Below are 20,135 nucleotides of genomic sequence, written 5' to 3'. Positions count from 1 at the left end.
GCCTCGAGCGAGAATGGGCCCGCGCGCTCGCACGGCCCGTCTCCGGAAGGGTTTTGGCGTCAGGCCGCTTCGACGATGGCCAGGAAATCCTTGGCCTTCAGCGAGGCGCCGCCGACCAGGGCGCCGCCGACGTCCGGCGCGGCCAGGATCTCGCGGGCGTTCTCGGGCTTGACCGAGCCGCCGTACAGGATCGGGACCCCCCGCCCCTGCTCGCCGAACAGGACGACCAGCTCGGCGCGGATGGCCGCGTGCATCTCGACGATGTTGTCGACGGAAGCGGTGTGGCCCGTGCCGATCGCCCACAGGGGCTCGTAGGCGACGTTGAAGGCTTGGCCCGCCAAGCTGGCCGGCAGGGATTCGCGCACCTGGTTCAGGACGTACGCGACCGCCTGGCCCGACTGACGCAGATCCAGGGTCTCGCCGACACAGATGATCGGCTCCAGGCCGGCGGCCAACGCCGCCTCGGCCTTGGCGGCCACTTGGGCCGAGGTCTCGCCATGGTCGGTGCGACGCTCGGAGTGGCCGCAGATCACCAGCGCCCCGCCGGCGTCGGCGACCATCTCGGCGGAGACATCGCCCGTGTTCGCGCCGCTGGCCTTGTGATGGCAGTCCTGGGCGCCGACCAGGACGAAGGAGCCCTCGACGGCCTCAGCGAGCCGGTGCAGCAGGGTGGCTGGTGGGAAGATGGCGACACGCGCCGCGGCCGGCCGCCGGTCCAAGCCCGCCGCGACGGCGCGGGCCTCGTCGAGAGCGGCCGAAAGACCGTTCATCTTCCAGTTTCCGGCGATCAGCGGCCGGGGAGTCGTGCTCGAAAGGGTCATGACCGCCTTCTTGGGGTCACGCTCGCTTGGGAAGTCAAGCCCACGCCGCTTGCCCCCCCGCCCACGGCTCTACTATACCCGCTGCTCTCGACCGCCGCGCTCAATCGTTCGGCGATCCGACTGGAAGGTTTACGCACGCATGCTCGCCGGTTTCCGCACCTTCGCCAAATCGCCCTTCGCGGTGCTGTTGTTTGGCCTGCTGATCGTCAGCTTCGCCATTTTCGGCATCAGCGACGTGTTCAAAGGCCCGCGCGGCTCGGGCGTGGTTAGCGCTGGCTCGCGCACCCTGTCCGCTCAGGACTTCAAGCTGCGGTTCGACAACTACCGCAAGGAAATCGAGCAACGTAACGGCGAAGCGCTGACGCCCGACCAGGCGGTCGAGCGCGGCGTCGATCGCCAGATCCTCCAGGAACTGACCCTGCAAGAATCGATCGCCGCGGCGATCCACGACATGGGCGTGGCCCCGTCCGACAAGCTGGTCGGCAATATCGTCCATGAGCAGATGAGCCAGTTGCCGGCGACCCAGCGCCCGTTCAACCCGATCACCGGCAAGTTCGACCCGCAGGCCTACGCCGCCCTGCTGGCCCAGAACAATCTGACGCCGCAGACCTATGAGGCCTCGCTGCGCGACGAGATCGCCCAGGCCCACTTCTTCTCGGCCGTCGGCGCCGGCATGAAGGCCCCGCGCATCTACGCGGCCCTGCAAGGCGCCTATCTGATGGAAGCGCGCGACGTCGCCGCCTTCGCGATCAATCCCGCCTCGATCGAAAAACCCGCACCGCCGACCGACGCCCAGCTGACCGCCTTCATGAAGGAAAACGCCGAGCGCCTGACGCGTCCGGAGACCCGCGTGCTGTCGATCATGCGCGTCAGCGCCAAGGCCTTGGAGCCGACCGTCGCCCTCAACCCGGCCGACGTGCAGAAGGCCTTCGACTTCCGCAAGGACAGCCTGGCCAAGCCCGAGACGCGGTCGATGATCCAGATCGTCGCTCCGGACGCCAAGGCCGCCGCCACGATTTCGCAGCGCCTGGCCAAGGGCGAGGATCCGGCCGCCGTCGCAAAGGCGTTCGGCAAGACGCCGCTCGTCTTGACCGACAAGCCCAAGAGCGCCGTGCCCGACCGCAAGGTCGCCGACGCGGCCTTCACCCTGGCCGTCGGCCAGGTCAGTGCTCCGATCACGGGCGAGCTGGGCGTCTCGGTGATCAAGGTCACCAAGGTCACGCCGGGCGTCGTTCCGACCCTGGAGAGCGTCCGTCCGCAGGTCGAGGCCGAGGTTCGCGCCCAAGCCGCGCAAACCAAGGCCTACGACCAGACCCAGGCCTATCAGGACGCTCACGACGGCGGCGCCGATCTGGTGGCCGCCGCCAGCAAGGCCGGCGCCATGGTCGTCACGACCGCCCCGATCACCGCCCAAGGCGCGGACCAGACGGGCCAGCCCGTCGCCGGCCTGACGCCCGACATCGTCAAGACCGCCTTCGGCCTTTCGCAGGGCGGCGAGAGCGAACTCGTCGAACTGGGCAAGGGCGAGTACTACGCCGTCAAGGTCGAAAAGGTCGTTCCGGCCGCCATGCCGCCCCTGGCCGAGATCAAGCCGCAGCTGACCGCTGTCTGGTTGGGCCAGGAGATGGGCAAGCGCCTCAAGGCCAAGGCCGAGGCTCTGGCCGCTCGCGTCAAGAAGGGCGAGTCGCTGGAAGCCGTCGCCGCCTCGGCCCAGTCGCAGGTGCAGAAGGTCCCCGGCCTGACCCGCCAGAACGCCCAGCAGCACATGGGCCTGGGCCGCGAGTTCCTGGGCGCGGCCTTCAACGCCAAGCCCAGCGAGGCCTTCGTCGCCCGCGCCGGCCAGCAGGGCGAGGCCTTCGTGGTCGCAAAGCTGGAAGCGGTCCACGCCGCGCCGCCGGCCGCCGTCGCCCAGATCGCCGCCTACGCCCAGACGCAGACGGCCAGCGGCCTGATGCGCGATCTCGGCGAAGCCTCGCGCAACGCCGCCAAGACCCAGCTGAAGACCAAGAGCAACCTGACCCTGGCCCGTCAGGCCATCGGCGTCGACACCGACGCTCTGGCCAAGGCCGACGCCGCCAAGGTTGGAAAAAAGGCCCCGTAATGAGTCTGGAACCTGCCTTTGACGCCTTCTCGGAAATCTATGATTCCGGGCGCCAGCAAGTCGTCTGGACTCGCCTGATCGACGATCTCGAGACCCCGGTCTCGGCCTATCTGAAGATCGCCCAGGCGCGTCCCTACAGCTTCCTGTTCGAGAGCGTCGAGGGCGGGGCCTGGCGCGGCCGCTATTCGATCGTGACCATGAATCCGGACCTGGTCTGGCGCTGCCGCGGCGACCAGGCCGAGGTCGCCGAGGGCGACGACATCGCCGCCGGCCGGTTCACCGCCCAGCCCGGCGGTGCGCTGGACAGCCTGCGCGATCTCGTGGCCCGGGCGCGGATGGAACTGCCCAAGGGCCTGCCGCCCATGGCCGCCGGCGTGTTCGGCGCCCTGGGCTACGACCTCGTCCGCCTGGTCGAGCGCCTGCCCGACATCAACGAGGACACCCTGGGCCTGCCCGACGGGATCATGACCCGTCCGTCGATCGTGGCCATCTTCGACGCCATCGCCCAGGAGATCATCCTGACGACGACGGTGCGCCCGCAAGCCGGCGTTTCGGCCAAGGACGCCCACGCCGCCGCCCGGGCGCGCATCGAGACGGTGATGGCCGACCTGCATCGCCCGCTGGCCCACGATGCGCCGCGCGCCGCCCGCGACCCGATGGCCTTCACCACCCCGGTCAGCCGCGCCGACTACGCCGACGTCGTGGCCAAGGCCAAGGATTACATCGCCGCCGGCGACATCTTCCAGGTCGTGGCCAGCCATCGCTTCCGCGCGCCGTTCGACCTGCCGCCGTTCGCGCTGTACCGCTCGCTGCGCCGGACCAACCCGTCGCCGTTCCTGTTTTTCCTGAACCTGGACGGTTTCAATCTCGTGGGCTCCAGCCCCGAGATCCTGGTCCGCCTGCGCGACGGCAAGATCACCATCCGCCCGATCGCCGGCACCCGTCCGCGCGGCGCCACGCCCGAGGAAGACGCGGCTCTGGAGGTCGAGCTGCTGGCCGATCCCAAGGAGCGGGCCGAGCACCTGATGCTGCTGGACCTGGGCCGCAACGATGTCGGCCGCGTGGCCATGCTGCGCGAGCCCGGCCGCAACCAGCCCAGCCAGATGCCGAAGGGGCCGCAGGTTCGCGTCACCGAAAGCTTCAAGATCGAGCGCTACAGCCACGTGATGCACATCGTCTCGAACGTCGAGGGCAACGCGCCCGACGGCGTCGATCCGGTCGACGTGCTGATGGCCGCCTTGCCCGCCGGCACGCTCTCGGGCGCGCCCAAGGTCCGGGCGATGGAGATCATCGACGAGCTGGAAGTCGAAAAGCGCGGCATCGGCTATGCCGGCGCCGTGGGTTATTTCGGAGCCGACGGCTCGGTCGACACCTGCATCGTGCTGCGCACGGCCCTGGTCAAGGACGGCATGATGTACGTCCAGGCCGGCGGCGGCATCGTCGCCGACAGCGACGCCGACGCCGAGTACGACGAGACCCTGCACAAGTCCCGCGCCCTCAAGCGCGCGGCCGAGGAAGCCTGGCGATTCAGCTGAGCCTTAGGGCTGCTTCTTCTGTCCCTACGGACCGCCCAACCGGTCGTCCGGAAGGTGCTGGGTGACCGCCGGCGGCGCCAGGACCATCACCGTGGCGAAGCTCAGCGCGCAGAACGCGGCGAAGGCCGCGGCGGCCAGCACCGGCGCCATCTTCTGGATGCGCGTCTTCGGCCGCAGCAGCGCGCGGACATAGGCGACGGCGACAGGGTCCAGGGCGGAATCACTCGGGTCCATGCCCATATGATGCTCGAGACCGCGACCGCTGTAACCGTAACTGAAAGCCGCAGGTGAAAATGCCGCTACACAATGGCTTCACCCGCGCTAGAACCGCACTTCGAAAGGCGGCGTCATGATCCTCGTCATCGATAACTACGACAGCTTCACCTACAACCTCGTCCACTATCTGAACGAGCTGGGGGCCGAGACGGTCGTCTACCGCAACGACGCCCTGACGGTGCAGGAGGCCCTGGGCCTGCGGCCCGCCGCCGTGCTGTTGTCGCCGGGCCCCAAGGCTCCGGACCAGGCCGGCATCTGCCTGCCGCTGCTGCGCGGCGCGCCGGCCGACCTGCCGATCCTGGGCGTCTGCCTGGGCCACCAGGCCATCGGCCAGGCCTATGGCGGCGAGGTGATCCGCGCCAAGTCGGTCATGCACGGCAAGGTCAGCAAGGTGCGCCACGACGACAAGGGCATCTTCAAGGGCCTGCCCAACCCGTTCACCGCCACGCGCTATCACAGCCTGGCCGTCCGTCGCGAAGACCTGCCCGCCGAGCTGGAGGTCACCGCCTGGACGGATGACGGCGAGATCATGGGCGTGCAGCACAAGACCCGCCCCGTCTTCGGCGTCCAGTTCCACCCGGAATCGATCGCCACCGAAGGCGGCCACCAGATGCTGGCCAACTTCATCGACCTGGCGGGCGTCAAGCGCGACGCGGCGGTCTGGGTCTAGGCCGCGCCATGTCCGACGCTTTCAAGCCGTTGCTGGCCAAGCTGGCCGACGGCCAGACCCTGGGCGACGACGACGCCGAAGTGTTCTTCGCCGCCTGCCTGCGGGGCGAGCCGACGCCGGCCCAGGTGGCCGCCGCGGTCACCGCCATGCGCCTGCGCGGCGAGACGGTCGGCGAGATCGCCGCCTGCGCCCGCGCCATGCGCCGCGCGGCCGTGCAACTGGAGCATCCCTACGACGTCATCGACGTCTGTGGCACCGGCGGTGATGGTCTGCACACCCTGAACATCTCCACCGCCGTCGGTTTCGTAGCCGCGGGCGGGGGTCTGAAGGTCGCCAAGCACGGCAACCGCGCCATCACCTCCAAGTCCGGCACCGCGGACGTGCTCGTGGCCTTGGGCGTCAATATCGACGCCACGCGCGCGCAGCAGCGGCAAGCCCTCGACGACGCCGGCATCTGCTTCCTGTTCGCCCAGGCCCATCACGGCGCGATGAAGCACGTCTCGCCGATCCGCCAGCAGTTGGGCTTCCGCACGATCTTCAACCTGCTGGGCCCACTGACCAATCCGGCCGGCGCCAGGCGGCAGGTGGTCGGGGTCCCGGCGCCGCGCTTCGTCGAGCCGATCGCAAAGGCGCTGGGCGCCCTGGGGGCCGAGCGCGCCTGGTCGGTGCACGGCTCGGGCATGGACGAGCTGACCACCACGGGCGAGACCGAGGTGGCCGAATGGCGCGACGGCGTCGTGCGGCTGTTCAAGATCACACCCGAGGCGGTGGGCTTGCCACGCGCCTCGCTGGCCGACCTCACCGGCGGCGACCCCGCCTTCAACGCCGCGGCCTTGACCCGCCTGTTCGACGGCGAGCCGGGACCCTATCGCGACATCGTGCTGCTGAATGCCGCCGCCGCCTTCCTAGTCGCCGACAAGGTCGAGACCCTGGTCGAGGGCATCGAACTGGCCGCCGACGTCATCGACGAAGGCCGCGCCAAGGCCGCCCTCGCCGGCCTCGTGGCCGCCACCAATTCGGCCAATACGAATTCGGAAAGTGCAGCGTGACCGACATCCTCGCCAAGATCGCCGCCTACAAGCTTGAAGAGGTCGTCGACCGCAAGCGTCGGCGCACCCTGGCCGCCCTTGAATCCGCCGCCCGGAACGCCTCGTCGCCGCGCGGCTTCAAGCGAGCCCTGATCGAGGGGCACGCGCCCGGCAAACTCTCGTTGATCGCCGAGATCAAGAAGGCTTCGCCGTCCAAGGGCCTGATCCGGGCCGATTTCGATCCCCCGGCCCTCGCCCGGAACTACGAAGCCGGCGGCGCGGCCTGCCTGTCCGTGCTGACCGACGGCCCCAGCTTCCAGGGCGCCGACGCCTATCTGATCGATGCTCGCGCGGCCGTCAGCCTGCCCTGCATTCGCAAGGACTTCCTGGTCGATCCCTGGCAGGTGGCCGAAAGCCGCGCCCTGGGCGCCGACGCCATCCTGGTGATCCTGGCCATGGTCGACGACGGCTTGGCCGCCGAGCTGATGTCCGAGGCCAAGCGCCTGGGCATGGACGCCCTCGTGGAAGTCCACGACGAGGCCGAAATGGCCCGCGCCGGCGGCTTGGGCGCGGATCTCGTCGGAATCAACAACCGCGACCTCAAGAGCTTCGTCGTCGACTTGGCGGTGACCGAACGCCTGGCCGCCCTGGCGCCCAAGGACGCCCTGCTGGTCACGGAGAGCGGCGTCTTCACCCACGACGACGTGGTGCGGATGGAGGCGACCGGCGCCAAGGCCATGCTGGTCGGCGAAAGCCTGATGCGCCACGCCGACGTCACGGCCGCCACAAAGGCCCTGCTCGGGTAGACGCCACGATTTGGTCAAGCTTGCCGGCCTACCCTGGCGCGAAACGAGAGGCGGATACATGGCTACGAAACCGCGCCGAGCCGAAGGGCTGATCGAGACCGCCAAAACGGTCGCCATCGTGCTGGCGGTGTTCCTGGTTCCGCGCACGGTCTTCTGCCAGCCGTTCACGATCCCGTCGGAGTCGATGCAGCCAACCCTACTGGTCGGCGACTACATCCTGGTCTCGAAATATCCCTACGGCTGGAGCCGCCACTCGATCACGCTGAGCCCGCCCGTCGGTCATGGCCGCCTGATGGAAAAGGCGCCCGAGCGCGGCGACATCGTCGTCTTCAAGAAGCCGTCCGACGGCCGCACCGACGTGATCAAGCGGGTGATCGGCCTGCCGGGCGACCATGTCCAGATGATCGATGGCGTACTGCATATCAACGGCGCCGCCACCACCCAGACCCTGACTGGCATCGACGCGGACGGCGCGCCGAACGCCTATCCGATCCCGGTGCGCCATCTGCGCGAGACCCTCCCGAACGGCCGGACCTACGCCACCAACAGCTTCGGCCCTCATACGGCGGCGGCCAATACCGGCGTCTATACCGTGCCGGCCGGCTGCTATTTCGTGATGGGCGACAATCGCGACAACTCGGCCGACAGCCGCTTCAACCCCGGCTCGACGGCCAAGGGCTACGCCTCATGCCCCTGGGACGTGGCGCGCGACGCCGATCTGCCGCCGGAACTGGGCATGGGCTTCGTCCCGGCCGAGAACCTGGTCGGCCGCGCCGAGCGGGTGCTGTTCTCGTGGAACGGCCACGGCCTGCGCCTGGACCGCACCTTCCGCAAGCTGCCCGCCCCGAAGGTTGGCTAGCGCCTGATCGATCGCTAGGGTCCGCCCCGCTGCGGATCGAAAGGGAATCGGATGCGGGACGGCTCTTTCCTGACGGCGCTGCGTAACGCCACGCCCGCACCGCTGCGTCCGGTCCTGGGCCGTCTGCGTCGCGCCTTGAGCGGAGCGCCCGCACCGGTCGCGCCGGCGTCGGCCGATCCGAACGCCGTCGCCGCGCCGCAGGAACTGTGGCACCTGGTCGGCGCCGCCGACGCCGATTTCGTCCGCGTGGGCCAGGAATTCAGGCAACTGTTCATCGAGGCCGGCCTGCAGCCGCATCACGCCCTGCTCGACGTCGGCTGCGGCATCGGCCGCGCCGCTGCCCCGCTGGTCGACTATCTCGACGAGGACGGCCGCTACAGCGGCTTCGACGTGATGGCCCAGGCCATCGACTGGTGCAAAGCCAATATCGCCGTCGGCGACCCGCGCTTCGAATTCGTCCATGCCGACATGCACAGCGACCGGTACAATCCGGAAGGCTCGCAGCCCGCCAGCGTCTATGTCTTCCCCTATCCGGACGCCAGCTTCGACTATGTCTGGCTGGGGTCGGTGTTCACCCACCTGCTGGCCCCCGACCAGGCCCAGTTCGCCCGCGAGATCGCCCGCGTGCTGAAGCCCGGCGGGATCAGCATCGTCTCCTGGTACCTGATCGACGAGGAAGCCCGCGCCAACACCGGCAATGGCCAGATCGCGTTCGACTTCGTCCACGCTCTCGATGGCTGCTGGACGGCGACGCCGGAGCTGCCGGAGTCGGTGATCGGCTACGACCTCGAGCCGGTCCTCGTCCAGTACGACGCACTAGGCCTCGAGGTGTTGAATCAGGCGCTGGGCGTGTGGCGTCGCCAGCCGCTGCAGGACCAGGACATCATCGTGGCCCGCAAGCGCGCCTGAAAGTTTTCGTTAAGCTTTTGATTCTGGCCGGTATTTGCTGTGTCGCGCGGCCTAAGCCTTGTTTTTCCATGGCTTTCCAGCCCACGACGGCCTCGACTTGACTTTGACGCGGAACGCCTAGAGAACATTCGCAAGGTTTGCGGTTTGTTCCGCGCTCCAGCCGAGGTCGCCATGCTCACCCGTAAGCAGCACGAACTGCTGATGTTCATCCACGAGCGGATCAAGGAGACCGGCGTCTCCCCCTCGTTCGACGAGATGAAGGAGGCCCTGGATCTGGCCTCGAAGTCGGGCATCCACCGGCTGATCACGGCGCTGGAAGAGCGCGGCTTCATCCGTCGTCTCGCCCATCGGGCCCGCGCCTTGGAAGTGGTGAAGCTGCCACAGCAGGCCACGACGGCCGCGCCGCCCAAGGGCCGTGGCGCGTTCCGGCCGCAGGTGTTCGAAGGCGGCGGCGCCCCGCCTCCGGCTCAGACGGCGACCGCTCCCGCCAATGACACGCGCGAGCTGCCGATCCTGGGCAAGATCGCCGCCGGCACGCCGATCGACGCCATTCAGCACGAGCGCGAGCGCCTTCCGGTGCCCGAGTCGATGCTGGGCGGCGGCGAGCACTATGTCCTCGAGGTGCAAGGGGACTCGATGATCGAGGCCGGCATCCTCGACGGCGACTATGTGATCATCAAGAAGGGCGACACCGCCACCTCGGGCGAGATTGTCGTCGCCCTGGTCGGCGAGGAAGCCACCCTGAAGCGCCTGCGCAAGAAGGGCGGCTCGATCGCCCTGGAAGCGGCCAATCCCAAGTACGAGACCCGCATCTTCGGCCCCGACCAGGTCGAGGTTCAGGGCAAGCTGGTGGGTTTGATCCGCCGGTATCACTAAGGTCTTTTGCTCATCCCGCTGTCATCCCGGCGAAAGCCGGGACCGCCACGGGCGCTTGGCTTTCCGACCTCGGCGTTTCCGGCGGTCCCGGATCGGTCCTTCGGACCGTCCGGGATGACAGTTGGAGCTAGGGCTTCGGCGCCAGGCGCCCCTCCTCCGCCAGGCGCTTGGCGACCGCGTCGAAGCCGGCCCAGGCCGCGGCGGCCAGCGAGCCTCCCGTGCTGACCCGGCGCACGCCCAGCGCGCCCAGGCTCTCGACCGACATCTGCGCTCCCCAGAACAGCACGTTGACCGGCTTGGGGGCGACGGCTTCGACGATCGCCCGGATCTCATCGACATCAGTGACAGCCGGCGCATAGAGACAGTCCGCGCCCGCCGCGGCATAGGCCTTCAGACGCTCCAAGGTCGGGGCCAGATCGCGGGTCCCGCGCAGATAGCCCTCGGTGCGGCCCACCAGCATCACGTCCTGGCCCGAGGCGTCGATCGCCGCGCGGGCGGCCTTGAGACGCTCCACGGCGACTGGCAGGTCGTAGAGGCCCGTTCCCGACCAGTCTTCGATCGAAAGCCCCGCGACACCAGCCTCGATGGCCAGGGTCACGCTCTCGGCCATGCCTTCCGGCGTTTCGGCGAAGCCGTTCTCGAAGTCGGCATTCACCGGCAGGTCGGTGACGGCGCACAGATAGCGCAGATGCGCGATCACCTCGTCTCGAGTGACCTGGCCGTCGTCCTTGCCCATCGCCCAGGCCATGCCCGCGCTGGTCGAGGCCAGCGCCTTGAAGCCCAGCTTCTCCAATCGCTTGGCGCTGCCGGCGTCCCATGGGTTGGGCAGGGCGAAGCAGCCTTCGGCGTGCAGGGCGCGGAAAGCCGCGCGACGGGCGGCGAACGGGTTCGACATTACTGAATCCTCCAGGCGCGTTGGTTCGCGCATGTTTGCCGACGATCTCTAGCGTCAGCGCGTGACATGGGGTGTCAGCAGACGGCTCCAAGGGCGGTCGCCCCGCAAAGGCTGCGCCCAGACAATCCGCCAGCCGTCCGGCCGACGATAGAGCTCCGCCGCGCCGCCGCGTTCGAAATCCTCGGCTGTCAGCAGCACCGTGTCGGCGCATAGCGGCGGAACCCGCTCCGGCGCCGCCGCCCGGACCACCAGCACCTCGCTGCGCATGCAGAGGCCCGACAGCGTCTCGGCGTCCGGGGTCTTTCGGCTCCAGGCGATCGACAACCGCACCGGCGCGCCAAGGGCCGGCGCGCAGGCTCGCTTGTCACAGGCGTAGAGGCTCCAAGTCGCTGGCGTCAGGCCGCGCCGCCGGGCCCACAGTTCGGCCCCGAAGCGCTTGGCGTCGGTGCGCAGCAGGACCGCCGCGTCGCCCGAGCGGACAGCCGCCGTCGCGCCGTCGGCGGCGATCCAGGCGTCCGGCGGCGCGGGCCTAGGCCACAGGGCGACGGCCAGGGCGAGCGGCGCGCCGATCCAGCGTAGCCTTCCCCGCCACAGGCACAGGATCATCAGTCCCAGGAACGCCACCACCAGCACCTGGGGCGGCGCGCTGGCGACGATCCTTTGAGCGCCGTGAGCGGCCGCGAAGCCGTTGGCGATCCCGACCATGGCGTCGATGCCCCAGCCGGCCACGGCCAGGAACGGTCCGCCAAGGCCGAACGGCTCCAGCAAGGTCCCGACCGCCAGGAATGGCATGATCACGAACGAGGACAGCGGCGCGACCGCCAGATTGGCTGGCAGTCCCCAGACGGCGACGCGGTTGAAGTGCTGCATGGCGAACGGCGCGGTCGCCAGTCCCGCCACCAGGCTCGCCGCGACGCTGGCGGCGAGCCAAGCGATTCCGGCCTGGGGCCAACGGATCCACCAAGGCGTCGAGATCTCACGCAGCGGCTGGGGCCAGGCCTCGGCCAAGGCGACCAGGGCGGCGGTGGCGGCGAACGACATCTGAAAGCCCGGCTCGCCCGCCGTTTCCGGCTTCAACGCCAGGATCAGCAGCGCCGCCACCGCCAGGCCGTGCAGGGTGATGGAGCGACGATCGAACAGAATGGCCAGGAAGGCGACGCTGGCCGTGATCGCCGACCGCTCGGCCGGCGGCGGCGCGCCAGAGATCAGGAGATAGCCGAGCACGGCGACCAGCCCCGCCACGGCCGCGATCTTCTTGCCCGGCGCCCGCAAGGCCAGCCACGGCCAAGCGGCGACGACCAGGCGCGCCAAGCCGAACACGAAGCCGCCGACGATCGCCATGTGCAGGCCTGAGATCGACAGGATGTGGGCCAAGCCCGAGGCGCGCATGGCGTCGGTCTGGGCTTGGCTGATCCAGGCCTCATGACCGGTCACCATGGCCGCGCCGATGCCGCCGCTATCGGGGCCCATATGCGCCAGGATCCGCTGGGCCAGACCCCAGCGAAACCGATTGACCGCCATGGTCAGGCGCAGCCGCCACGGCGGCGGATTGAGCACGGCCACGTCGACCTCGCCGATCACGAAACCGACCCCGCCGATCGAGTCGAACCAGGCGTCGCGAGCGAAATCATAGGATCCCGGTGCGGCGGGCGGCGGCGGCGGGCCCAGCATGGCCTTCAACCGCACGGCTTCACCCGGCGCCGGAGTCTCGTTCTCGCCGATCGTCACCCGGATCCGACGCGGCGTCCGCTCAGGCGACAGGCCCGACACCGCGACCGGCGCGATCAGCAGGCGTGGACCGCCCGCCCCGGGGCTGACCACATCGACCACGAAGCCGTCCACCCGACGGACGACCCGCTCGCCGGCCATGATCGGCGCGGCCACCCGGTCGCTGCGAATCTTGGCGGCCAGACCACCGGACGCGCCGAACGCCGCCAGACTGGCCAAGGTCAGCACGATCGCTGACGCATTCCAGTGTCGAACCGCCCACCAGATCATGGCCATGAGCAAGGCCAGCCCGCCCAGCGCCCACACCGGTGGTTCGGTCCGCGCCTCCAGATAGCCCGCCGCACCCAGGCCGAACGCCACCGGCGTCCACAGGAAGGCGCGCGCCTGATTGACTCGCAGTTCGGCCAACACCAGCGACGCCAGCCCGCGCCATGAGAACCGCACCCTAGGCCCCGCCGGCGCGATATCGACCGCTTCCGCGCCTAACACTTGGAAACCGTTGTGTTTTTGACGATCAAGCCAAGTTCGCCGCGATGCGGAAAACTGCTAGGCCCCGCGCGAACCGGCGTGCTAAGACGCGCCGCCCCAAGTCGCGTAGCCCTGGCTTCGCGGCCCGCGTTTTCCGACGCCGCCCCGGCGCCTCCTGCAGCCTTGAAGCCCATGTCGAACCCCTCCTCTACCGGCCCTTCCACGACGGGCGTCGTCACGCGCTTCGCCCCCTCGCCCACCGGTTTCCTGCATATCGGCGGCGCCCGCACGGCGCTGTTCAACTGGTTATATGCGCGGCATACGGGAGGGAAGTTCCTTGTTCGCGTCGAAGACACCGATCGCGAGCGTTCGACCGAGGCGGCCGTCGCCGCGATCTTCGAAGGCCTGAACTGGCTGGGCCTGGAATCCGATGACGAGGTCGTGTTCCAGCACACCCGCGCCCCGCGCCATGCCGAGGTCGTGCAGGCGATGCTGGCCAAGGGCCGCGCCTATCGCTGCTGGATGACCGTCGAGGAGCTGGAAGTCGCCCGCGAGAAGGCCCGCGCCGAAGGCCGCGCCATCCGCTCGCCCTGGCGCGACGCGCCCGAGGGCGACCTCTCGGTCCCGCACGTGATCCGCTTCAAGGGTCCGCTGGACGGCGAGACCGTGGTCGACGACCTGGTGAAAGGTCCGGTGACCTTCAAGAACATCGAGCTGGACGACCTGGTCCTGCTGCGCGCTGACGGCGCGCCGACCTATAACCTCGCCGTGGTCGTCGACGACCACGACATGGGCGTCACCCACGTGATCCGCGGCGACGACCACCTGAACAACGCCGCCCGCCAGAGCTTGATCTATCAAGCGATGGATTGGGACGTGCCGGCCTTCGCCCACATTCCGCTGATCCATGGCCCCGACGGCGCCAAGCTGTCCAAGCGTCACGGCGCGCAAGCCGTTGGCGAGTTCGCCGACCTCGGCTACATCCCCGAGGGCATGCGCAACTACCTGGCGCGCCTTGGCTGGGGCCATGGCGACGACGAGGTGTTCAACGACGAACAGGCGATCAGCTGGTTCGACGTCAAGGACGTGGTCAAGGCGCCGGCGCGTCTGGACTGGGCCAAGCTGAACCACATCAACGCCCAGCACCTGCGCAAGGCCGACGACGACCGTCTGACGGACCTGGCCCTCGACGCGGCCCAGAAGCGTGGCGAGCCCCTGCCCGCCGATGCGCGCGAACGCATCGCGCGGACGGTTCCCGAGGTCAAGGAAGGCGCCAAGACCATCCTGGAACTGGTCGATCACTGTGCGTTCGCACTGAAGACCCGCCCGTTCCCGCTGGAAGAGAAAACTCAAAAGCAATTGACCGAGGAAACGGTCGAGCGGCTCAAGCGCCTGCGCGACCAGTTGGCCGCCGCGCCGGCGTTCGACGCCGCCACTCTGGAAACCGTGTTGAAATCCTTCGCGGAATCCGAGGGCGTCGGCTTCGGCAAGTTCGGTCCTGCCCTACGCGGCATCCTGACCGGCGGCGCCCAGGCGCCCGATCTGAACAAGACCATGGCCGCCCTCTCCCGCGAAGAGAGTTTGGGCCGTCTTGACGACGCCCTAGCGCCGCGCGCATGAGGCGCTATAACGCACCCGCGAAAAGCGAAAGTTGGACTGCTCGTTCCAATTATGAAGGGGTCTAAGTATGACCGATAAAGCCACGCTGACGATCGGCGACAAGAGCTACGACCTGCCGATCCTCAAGGGCAGCACGGGTCCGGACGTCCTCGACATCCGGAAGGTCTATGCCGAAAGCGACCACTTCACCTTCGATCCGGGCTTCACCTCGACCGCGTCGTGCGAGAGCAAGATCACCTATATCGACGGCGACGCCGGCATCTTGCTGCACCGCGGCTATCCGATCGACCAGCTGGCCGAGAAGTCCTCGTTCCTCGAGGTCTGCCACCTGCTGCTGAACGGTGAACTGCCCAGCGCGGACGAGTTCGCCAAGTTCGAAAAGAACATCACCTATCACACGATGCTGCACGCGCAGTTCGACGCCTTCTTCCAGGGCTTCCGCCGCGACGCCCACCCGATGGCGGTGATGACCGGTGCGGTTGGCGCCCTGTCGGCCTTCTATGCCGACAGCATCAATGTCGACGACGCCCGCGAGCGTGAGATCAGCGCTCATCGCCTGATCGCCAAGATGCCGACGATCGCCGCCCGCGCCTACAAGTACACGATCGGCCAGCCGTTCGTGTCACCGCGCAACGACCTGTCGTACTCGGAAAACTTCCTGCGCATGTGCTTCGCCGTGCCGGCCGAGGACTGGAAGCCGAACCCGGTGCTGACCCGCGCCATGGACCGGATCTTCATCCTGCACGCCGACCACGAGCAGAACGCCTCGACCTCGACGGTCCGTCTGGCCGGTTCGTCGGGCGCGCATCCGTTCGCCTGCATCGCCGCCGGCATCGCCTGCCTGTGGGGCCCGTCGCACGGCGGCGCCAACCAGGAAGCCCTGGAGATGCTGGAGACCATCGGTTCGGTCGAAAACATCCCGGACTACGTCCAGGGCGTGAAGGACCGCAAGTACAAGCTGATGGGCTTCGGCCACCGCGTGTACAAGAACTTCGACCCGCGCGCGAAGGTCATGCAGAAGACCGCGCACGAAGTACTGGCGGAACTGGGCCACAACAACGATCCGCTGCTGCAAGTCGCCCAGGAGCTGGAAAAGGTCGCGCTGAGCGATCCGTACTTCATCGACCGCAAGCTCTATCCGAACATCGACTTCTATTCGGGCATCACCCTGCGGGCGATGGGCTTCCCGACCAACATGTTCACCGTGCTATTCGCCCTGGCTCGCACCGTCGGCTGGATCAGCCAGTGGAAGGAAATGTTCGAGGACCCCACTCGCAAGATCGGTCGTCCGCGTCAGCTCTATACGGGCCCGACGCAGCGCGACTACGTTCCGGTCGACAAGCGCTAAGCGCTTTTTCTCGGAACAACGGATCAGGCCCCGCCTCGGCGGGGCCTTTTTCGTTTCAGCGCTTCAAGAGAAAGCCGAGCACCTCGGCCACGGCGCGGTAGAGAGCCTCGGGGATCTCCTCGTCGACCTCGATCGCCGACAGAGCCTGGGCCAGCACCGGGTCTTCTTCGATCGGCACGCCGTGCTCACGCGCCGTCTCGATGATCTTCTCGCCGACCCAGCCCTGGCCCGAGGCTACGACCTTGGGGGCGTTGGGATCCTCGTAAAGCAAGGCCACGGCGATGCGCGGACGCCCCGTCGGGCCGGTGATCCCGCTCATGAGGCTTGGTCCACGAAATGGCCGAGCGCGCTGACGCCAGGCGTCGGCGGCGCGCCGGAATGGATGGCGACCTCGGGCGACAGCTCGGCCTGGCGCAGGGCCGCGGCCAGGCTCTCCTCGCCGGCCCGGAAGCGGGCGATGGTTTCCGCGCGTTCGGCCCACAACGACACGCGGGCGCGGGCGCCGGTCAGGGTCACCAGGGCGTGGACAGGCCCGAGTGGCTCGACGTCGATCGAGAACCGGGCGCGATAGGTGCGTTCGGCCGGCCCCACCGCGCCGCCGCCCGAACCGCCGCCGTCATGGCCGATCTCGAACTGGGCGACCGCCACGCCCTGCGGCGTCATGAACGGCAGGTCGAGGTTCAGGTGCGCGGCTTGCGGGCGGGTCCCGGCGGCCTCGGCCTCGTGGTGGTGGGACGCCTCGGGCAGTGAGGCGATCTGCATCAGGTCCTGCCGCGCAAGGGCGCCGCTCGCGCCCTTGAGCAGGCGGCGCACCAGGTCGGCGGTCGAGACCTGGCCCGCCGACTCGGGCGGCGTGGGCCTCTGGCCCGCCATCGGCCCACCGGCATAGGGCGGCGGCGGATTCTTGGGTCGCGCGCCTTCCGCGGTCGCCGGACCATAACCTCGCGCGACCAGCGGTTTGGCTTCGGCGGGCGGCGTGGTCGCGAGCGCTTCGTGAGCGGCCTCCTCGGCCAGCAAGCCCAGCTGGACAAGCGCCGACACCGCCGCACGGCCGATCGTGGCGGCCGGCGGCGACGAGCTCTTGGGCGTGGCCACGAACGACCCGAACCGCGCCGCGATCCCATCGTCCTCGGGTGGTCGCGCGGCGGGGCTTGGGTTCGGGGTGGGCGGCTTGGCGGCCGACGTCGGCTCGTCCGCCGGCCCTGGTTCGGCCGGAGGCGAAACGGGCGTCGTGACGACGGGCGCGTCATCGGTGACCAAGGCGGTGTCCGGCGCAACCGAAGCTGCTGTCGCGCCGGGAGCAGTCGTCTGGACCGAGGTCGGCGACGCAACCTTCGGCGCAGGCGCGCCACGAGGTTCGGGCGGCGCGGCTTCGACTTCGGCCTCCGGGGTGGGCACGGTCTCGGGCGTGACGTTTTCGTCCGCGACCGACGGCGCGGTGCGGGCGAGCCAGGCCGACAGAGCGCCCCGAAACACCAGCAGCGCCGCCTTCATGTCGGTGGCTTGGACCGGCGCCGGAGACGTCTCCGATGGCGGCGTAGCCGCGGCGCGAGCCATGTTGGCTTCGAGGAACACGCCGGACCGCTCGACGGCGCGGCGCAGGCCTTGCGGTGTCGCGATGTCGGCCGCCGAGGACGTCCTGGCTAGCAGCGCCCTGCCCGCCTCCCTCACCGTGATCGGCATGTCGGGGCGATCGACCACGGCGCGGACATTGGCCATCAGCGGCGCCAGCCCCGTCTGGCGCGGTACGGCCTCGGCCGCCGCGGTGCGCACCGCGCGGGCCATCCGGGTCTCGGAGGCGATCTTGACCGGCAAGGCCTGCGTCGCGACGGGCACGCCCTTGGCGCCGGGCGTATCAACCGCGTGGCCGGTGTCCTGGGTCGAGGTCTGCCCGACCTGCTCCACCGGCGCGCCGGTCTTGGGCGCCTGGGCGGCGGGACGGCCGACGATCTCGCCCAGTTGGGCGGTCGCGTTGGTCAGCGCCTGACGCGCCAGGGCCTGCAGGGCCGCGACCGAATCCGGCGCGGTTCCAGCCGGAAGGGATGGAAGGATGGGGGTCACGGGCGTGGTCGGGTCGATGGCCACGACGACGGCTCCACGGCGAAAGTTCCCTCAAAGATAGAGGGCGAGCGTAAACCACCCGTTAACCTCGAAAGCTTGACCTTGGGAGAGAGCGCCTAGCCGACGACGCCTCGCGCCCGCAGGAAGCCCAGCAAGGCCTCGGCGGCGGCTTCCGACGGGTCGCGCATCCCGCGTCCCATCCTGTCCAGCGCCGCATCCTGTTCGGCGACTTGACGGACCCGAAGCGCCGGATCGTCGAGCAGCTTCGCCACCTCCCGCGCCAGGCCCTCGCCTTCGCAAGCGTCCTGGATCAGCTCCGGCGCGATGGTCTTGTCGGCGGCGATGTTGAACAGGGTGATCCAGCGCGGCTTCATCAGGCGTTTCGCGATGGCGTAGGTGACCGCGCTGGTCTTGTAGCCGACCACCATGGGTCGGCCGGCCAGGGCCAGCTCCGTGGTGACCGTGCCGCTGCAGGCAAGGGCGACGTCGCCGGCCACGAAGGCGTCGTCCTTCAGCCCCTCGTCCTCGATCACATGGGCCCGGAACGGCCAGCCGGCGACGCGGGCCTTCACGGCTTCAGCGACCGTGTAGGCGGCGGGGACGACCACGACGAGTTCCGGCCGGTCGGCCTTCAGCCGCCGCACGGCGTCCTCGAAAGCCGGCATGACCCGCTCGATCTCGGACGGCCGGCTGCCCGGCAGGACCAGCAGGATCGGATCGGTCGCCGAGGCTCCGACCGCCGCGCGCGCGCGTGTCGCGTCGGCGTGGTCGAAACGCTTGGCCAGGGCGGAGTTGCCGACGAAGACGCTCTCGAGGCCGGCGGCGTCGAAATAGGGCCTGTCCATCGGCTGGATCGACAGCAGCAGATCGACCGCCTTGGCCAGACTCCGCGCCCGGCCCGGGCGATAGGCCCAGACCTGGGGGGCCACGTACTTCACCAGGGGCAGTTTCGGGTCCAGCTTTCGCAAGGCGTGAGCCAGGCGGATGTTGAAGCCCCAGCTGTCGATCAGCACCGCCACATCGGGCTTTTCCCGCGCCGCCAGGGCCACGGTGTCCTTCAGGCGGGCCATCGCCCTCGGATAGGCTTTCAGGCTCTCCAATATGCCCAGGATCGACAGCTGGGCGATGTCGAAGGGGCTCTCGACCCCCTGCTCGGCCATCTTGGCCCCGCCAACGCCGACGAAGACGACCTTGTCGCCCAAGCGCGCGCGCAGCGCCTTGGCCAGGCCCGCGCCGAGCGCGTCACCCGAGGCCTCGGCGGCCACCAGCATGACTTTCAAGGGCGTCTTCACTGGCGTCCCTGCGGATCGACCCCCAGCACGAAGAGGCCAAGGTCGTCGGCGCAGGCGATCACCGCGTCGCGGTCGACCACCAGCAATCGACCGGTTTCGCCGACCACGCCGGCCAAGCCCGCACGCGCGGCGCGCTGAATGGTGGCGACGCCGATCGTCGGCAGGTCGACCCTGGTCTCCTGGATCGGCTTTGGAGCCTTGGCCAGCACGCCGCGAGGACGCTCGGCCGAGCCCCGGATGGCCTGGGGAAGCTCGGCGACGCGGCGGAGCATGGCGTCGGTGCCCTCCTGGGCCTCCACGGCCAGGACGAGGCCGTCGCAGACCACGGCGCCCTGCCCCACGTCCAGCCGGCCGATCTCACGCGCCACCACCAGCGCCTTGTCGATGTCAGCCATGTGCTCGGCGGCGGGCGTCAGCTTGCCCAGCCGTCCGCGCGGCAGGGTCATCTCGCCCATCACCTCATGGGCGCCTTCGATCTCGAAGCCTTCCTTCTCGAACTCGTCCAGAACCCGCCGCAGCAGGGCGTCGTCGCCCTTGCGCGCGGCGACGATCAGGCCGGGGAGAACCTTCAGACCTCGGGCGTCCGGCATCAGGGCGGCGAAGTCAGGCCGCTTCACATTGCCGGCGAAGCAGACGACCTCGCAGCCTTCGGCTTGCAGAGCCTTGAACACCTTGCCGAACTCGCCGAGGCCGACCTCCTGGCCGGGATAGCGGCTCAAGGTGGGGTCGGCGAAGCTGCGCAGGCGCATGACCGAGAAGGCCCGTCCGGCGGCCTCGCAATGGGCGGCCAGCTCGACGGGAAGCGCTCCGCCGCCGGCGATCAGACCAAGCTTGCGCATGAC

General features: G+C 69.1%; 18 protein-coding genes. 10 read left to right on the top strand and 8 right to left on the bottom strand.

The genetic code is table 11. From position 1 onward, the window contains the following. Positions 1 to 59: 59 nt before the first annotated feature. On the bottom strand, positions 60 to 821 hold the full coding sequence (gene tpiA, locus ASC70_RS14505; protein ID WP_056051233.1) for a triose-phosphate isomerase: 762 nt from the start codon (positions 819 to 821) through the stop codon (positions 60 to 62). Between the two features lie 139 nt (positions 822 to 960). Here tpiA and ASC70_RS14500 point away from each other — a divergent pair, with 139 nt between their 5' ends. Continuing rightward, positions 961 to 2,922 (top strand): peptidylprolyl isomerase, encoded by a 1,962-nt coding sequence (locus ASC70_RS14500; protein WP_056051231.1) that lies wholly within the window; start codon positions 961 to 963, stop codon positions 2,920 to 2,922. After that, a complete protein-coding gene (trpE, locus tag ASC70_RS14495; protein ID WP_056051229.1) occupies positions 2,922 to 4,457 on the top strand; it encodes an anthranilate synthase component I in 1,536 nt (511 codons plus the stop codon). Before ASC70_RS14500 ends, trpE begins: the two co-directional genes overlap by 1 nt. Positions 4,458 to 4,481: 24 nt before the next feature. Here the strand turns inward: trpE and ASC70_RS25200 are convergent, their stop codons facing one another. Next, positions 4,482 to 4,691 (bottom strand): hypothetical protein, encoded by a 210-nt coding sequence (locus ASC70_RS25200; protein ID WP_047407061.1) that lies wholly within the window; start codon positions 4,689 to 4,691, stop codon positions 4,482 to 4,484. Positions 4,692 to 4,806: 115 nt separating this feature from the next. Here ASC70_RS25200 and ASC70_RS14485 point away from each other — a divergent pair, with 115 nt between their 5' ends. The 6 genes from ASC70_RS14485 to lexA all read left to right on the top strand — a co-directional run bounded on the left by ASC70_RS14485 (position 4,807) and on the right by lexA (position 9,881). Further along, positions 4,807 to 5,403: an aminodeoxychorismate/anthranilate synthase component II gene (locus tag ASC70_RS14485; protein ID WP_056051227.1), complete on the top strand. Its 597-nt coding sequence runs from the start codon at positions 4,807 to 4,809 to the stop codon at positions 5,401 to 5,403. 8 nt (positions 5,404 to 5,411) lie between these two features. Then, the gene (trpD, locus tag ASC70_RS14480) at positions 5,412 to 6,452 is read left to right on the top strand and encodes an anthranilate phosphoribosyltransferase (RefSeq protein WP_056051224.1); all 1,041 of its coding nucleotides are present in this window, start codon (positions 5,412 to 5,414) and stop codon (positions 6,450 to 6,452) included. Continuing rightward, complete coding sequence (gene trpC, locus ASC70_RS14475; protein ID WP_056051222.1) at positions 6,449 to 7,237, top strand: indole-3-glycerol phosphate synthase TrpC; 789 nt, start codon at positions 6,449 to 6,451, stop codon at positions 7,235 to 7,237. The genes trpD and trpC overlap by 4 nt, the downstream gene beginning before the upstream one ends. A 58-nt stretch (positions 7,238 to 7,295) precedes the next feature. Next, a complete protein-coding gene (gene lepB, locus ASC70_RS14470; RefSeq protein ID WP_056051220.1) occupies positions 7,296 to 8,096 on the top strand; it encodes a signal peptidase I in 801 nt (266 codons plus the stop codon). Between the two features lie 51 nt (positions 8,097 to 8,147). Then, complete coding sequence (locus ASC70_RS14465; protein WP_056051218.1) at positions 8,148 to 9,005, top strand: class I SAM-dependent methyltransferase; 858 nt, start codon at positions 8,148 to 8,150, stop codon at positions 9,003 to 9,005. A gap of 171 nt (positions 9,006 to 9,176) precedes the next feature. Then, complete coding sequence (gene lexA, locus ASC70_RS14460) at positions 9,177 to 9,881, top strand: transcriptional repressor LexA (protein ID WP_047407064.1); 705 nt, start codon at positions 9,177 to 9,179, stop codon at positions 9,879 to 9,881. A 127-nt stretch (positions 9,882 to 10,008) separates the two neighbouring features. Here lexA and ASC70_RS14455 read toward each other — a convergent pair whose 3' ends face one another. Both ASC70_RS14455 and ASC70_RS14450 read right to left on the bottom strand, forming a co-directional pair. Then, complete coding sequence (locus ASC70_RS14455) at positions 10,009 to 10,776, bottom strand: isocitrate lyase/phosphoenolpyruvate mutase family protein (RefSeq protein ID WP_056051214.1); 768 nt, start codon at positions 10,774 to 10,776, stop codon at positions 10,009 to 10,011. A 54-nt stretch (positions 10,777 to 10,830) separates the two neighbouring features. Beyond that, the gene (locus ASC70_RS14450) at positions 10,831 to 12,969 is read right to left on the bottom strand and encodes a ComEC/Rec2 family competence protein (protein ID WP_056052761.1); all 2,139 of its coding nucleotides are present in this window, start codon (positions 12,967 to 12,969) and stop codon (positions 10,831 to 10,833) included. A gap of 195 nt (positions 12,970 to 13,164) precedes the next feature. Here ASC70_RS14450 and gltX point away from each other — a divergent pair, with 195 nt between their 5' ends. Both gltX and gltA read left to right on the top strand, forming a co-directional pair. Then, positions 13,165 to 14,592 (top strand): glutamate--tRNA ligase, encoded by a 1,428-nt coding sequence (gene gltX / locus ASC70_RS14445; protein WP_056051209.1) that lies wholly within the window; start codon positions 13,165 to 13,167, stop codon positions 14,590 to 14,592. 67 nt (positions 14,593 to 14,659) lie between these two features. Next, positions 14,660 to 15,940: a citrate synthase gene (gene gltA, locus ASC70_RS14440; RefSeq protein ID WP_047405830.1), complete on the top strand. Its 1,281-nt coding sequence runs from the start codon at positions 14,660 to 14,662 to the stop codon at positions 15,938 to 15,940. Between the two features lie 55 nt (positions 15,941 to 15,995). Here the strand turns inward: gltA and ASC70_RS14435 are convergent, their stop codons facing one another. The 4 genes from ASC70_RS14435 to ASC70_RS14420 form a co-directional block, all read right to left on the bottom strand. After that, positions 15,996 to 16,259, bottom strand: coding sequence for an EscU/YscU/HrcU family type III secretion system export apparatus switch protein (locus tag ASC70_RS14435; RefSeq protein ID WP_047405834.1), 264 nt, complete (start codon positions 16,257 to 16,259; stop codon positions 15,996 to 15,998). Further along, a complete protein-coding gene (locus tag ASC70_RS14430; RefSeq protein WP_056051208.1) occupies positions 16,256 to 18,025 on the bottom strand; it encodes a flagellar hook-length control protein FliK in 1,770 nt (589 codons plus the stop codon). The genes ASC70_RS14435 and ASC70_RS14430 overlap by 4 nt, the downstream gene beginning before the upstream one ends. Positions 18,026 to 18,117: 92 nt before the next feature. Further along, complete coding sequence (lpxB, locus tag ASC70_RS14425) at positions 18,118 to 19,293, bottom strand: lipid-A-disaccharide synthase (RefSeq protein WP_255355031.1); 1,176 nt, start codon at positions 19,291 to 19,293, stop codon at positions 18,118 to 18,120. Then, entirely contained in the window at positions 19,290 to 20,132 is an 843-nt protein-coding gene (locus ASC70_RS14420; protein WP_056051202.1) for an LpxI family protein, read from the bottom strand. The genes lpxB and ASC70_RS14420 overlap by 4 nt, the downstream gene beginning before the upstream one ends. Positions 20,133 to 20,135: the final 3 nt, after the last annotated feature.

The sequence above is a fragment of the Caulobacter sp. Root343 genome (assembly GCF_001425745.1).
Lineage (GTDB): Bacteria > Pseudomonadota > Alphaproteobacteria > Caulobacterales > Caulobacteraceae > Caulobacter.
The sequence above is the reverse complement of the archived record's forward strand: the minus strand, read 5'-3'. Positions and strand labels throughout refer to the sequence as shown.

Bases quoted from the DNA above. Each gene is read 5' to 3' on its own strand.
- tpiA (WP_056051233.1), bottom strand. From the start codon at position 821: ATGACCCTTTCGAGCACGACTCCCCGGCCGCTGATCGCCGGAAACTGG.
- ASC70_RS14500 (WP_056051231.1), top strand. From the start codon at position 961: ATGCTCGCCGGTTTCCGCACCTTCGCCAAATCGCCCTTCGCGGTGCTG.
- trpE (WP_056051229.1), top strand. From the start codon at position 2,922: ATGAGTCTGGAACCTGCCTTTGACGCCTTCTCGGAAATCTATGATTCC.
- ASC70_RS25200 (WP_047407061.1), bottom strand. From the start codon at position 4,691: ATGGACCCGAGTGATTCCGCCCTGGACCCTGTCGCCGTCGCCTATGTC.
- ASC70_RS14485 (WP_056051227.1), top strand. From the start codon at position 4,807: ATGATCCTCGTCATCGATAACTACGACAGCTTCACCTACAACCTCGTC.
- trpD (WP_056051224.1), top strand. From the start codon at position 5,412: ATGTCCGACGCTTTCAAGCCGTTGCTGGCCAAGCTGGCCGACGGCCAG.
- lepB (WP_056051220.1), top strand. From the start codon at position 7,296: ATGGCTACGAAACCGCGCCGAGCCGAAGGGCTGATCGAGACCGCCAAA.
- ASC70_RS14465 (WP_056051218.1), top strand. From the start codon at position 8,148: ATGCGGGACGGCTCTTTCCTGACGGCGCTGCGTAACGCCACGCCCGCA.
- lexA (WP_047407064.1), top strand. From the start codon at position 9,177: ATGCTCACCCGTAAGCAGCACGAACTGCTGATGTTCATCCACGAGCGG.
- ASC70_RS14455 (WP_056051214.1), bottom strand. From the start codon at position 10,776: ATGTCGAACCCGTTCGCCGCCCGTCGCGCGGCTTTCCGCGCCCTGCAC.
- gltX (WP_056051209.1), top strand. From the start codon at position 13,165: ATGTCGAACCCCTCCTCTACCGGCCCTTCCACGACGGGCGTCGTCACG.
- gltA (WP_047405830.1), top strand. From the start codon at position 14,660: ATGACCGATAAAGCCACGCTGACGATCGGCGACAAGAGCTACGACCTG.
- ASC70_RS14435 (WP_047405834.1), bottom strand. From the start codon at position 16,259: ATGAGCGGGATCACCGGCCCGACGGGGCGTCCGCGCATCGCCGTGGCC.
- ASC70_RS14420 (WP_056051202.1), bottom strand. From the start codon at position 20,132: ATGCGCAAGCTTGGTCTGATCGCCGGCGGCGGAGCGCTTCCCGTCGAG.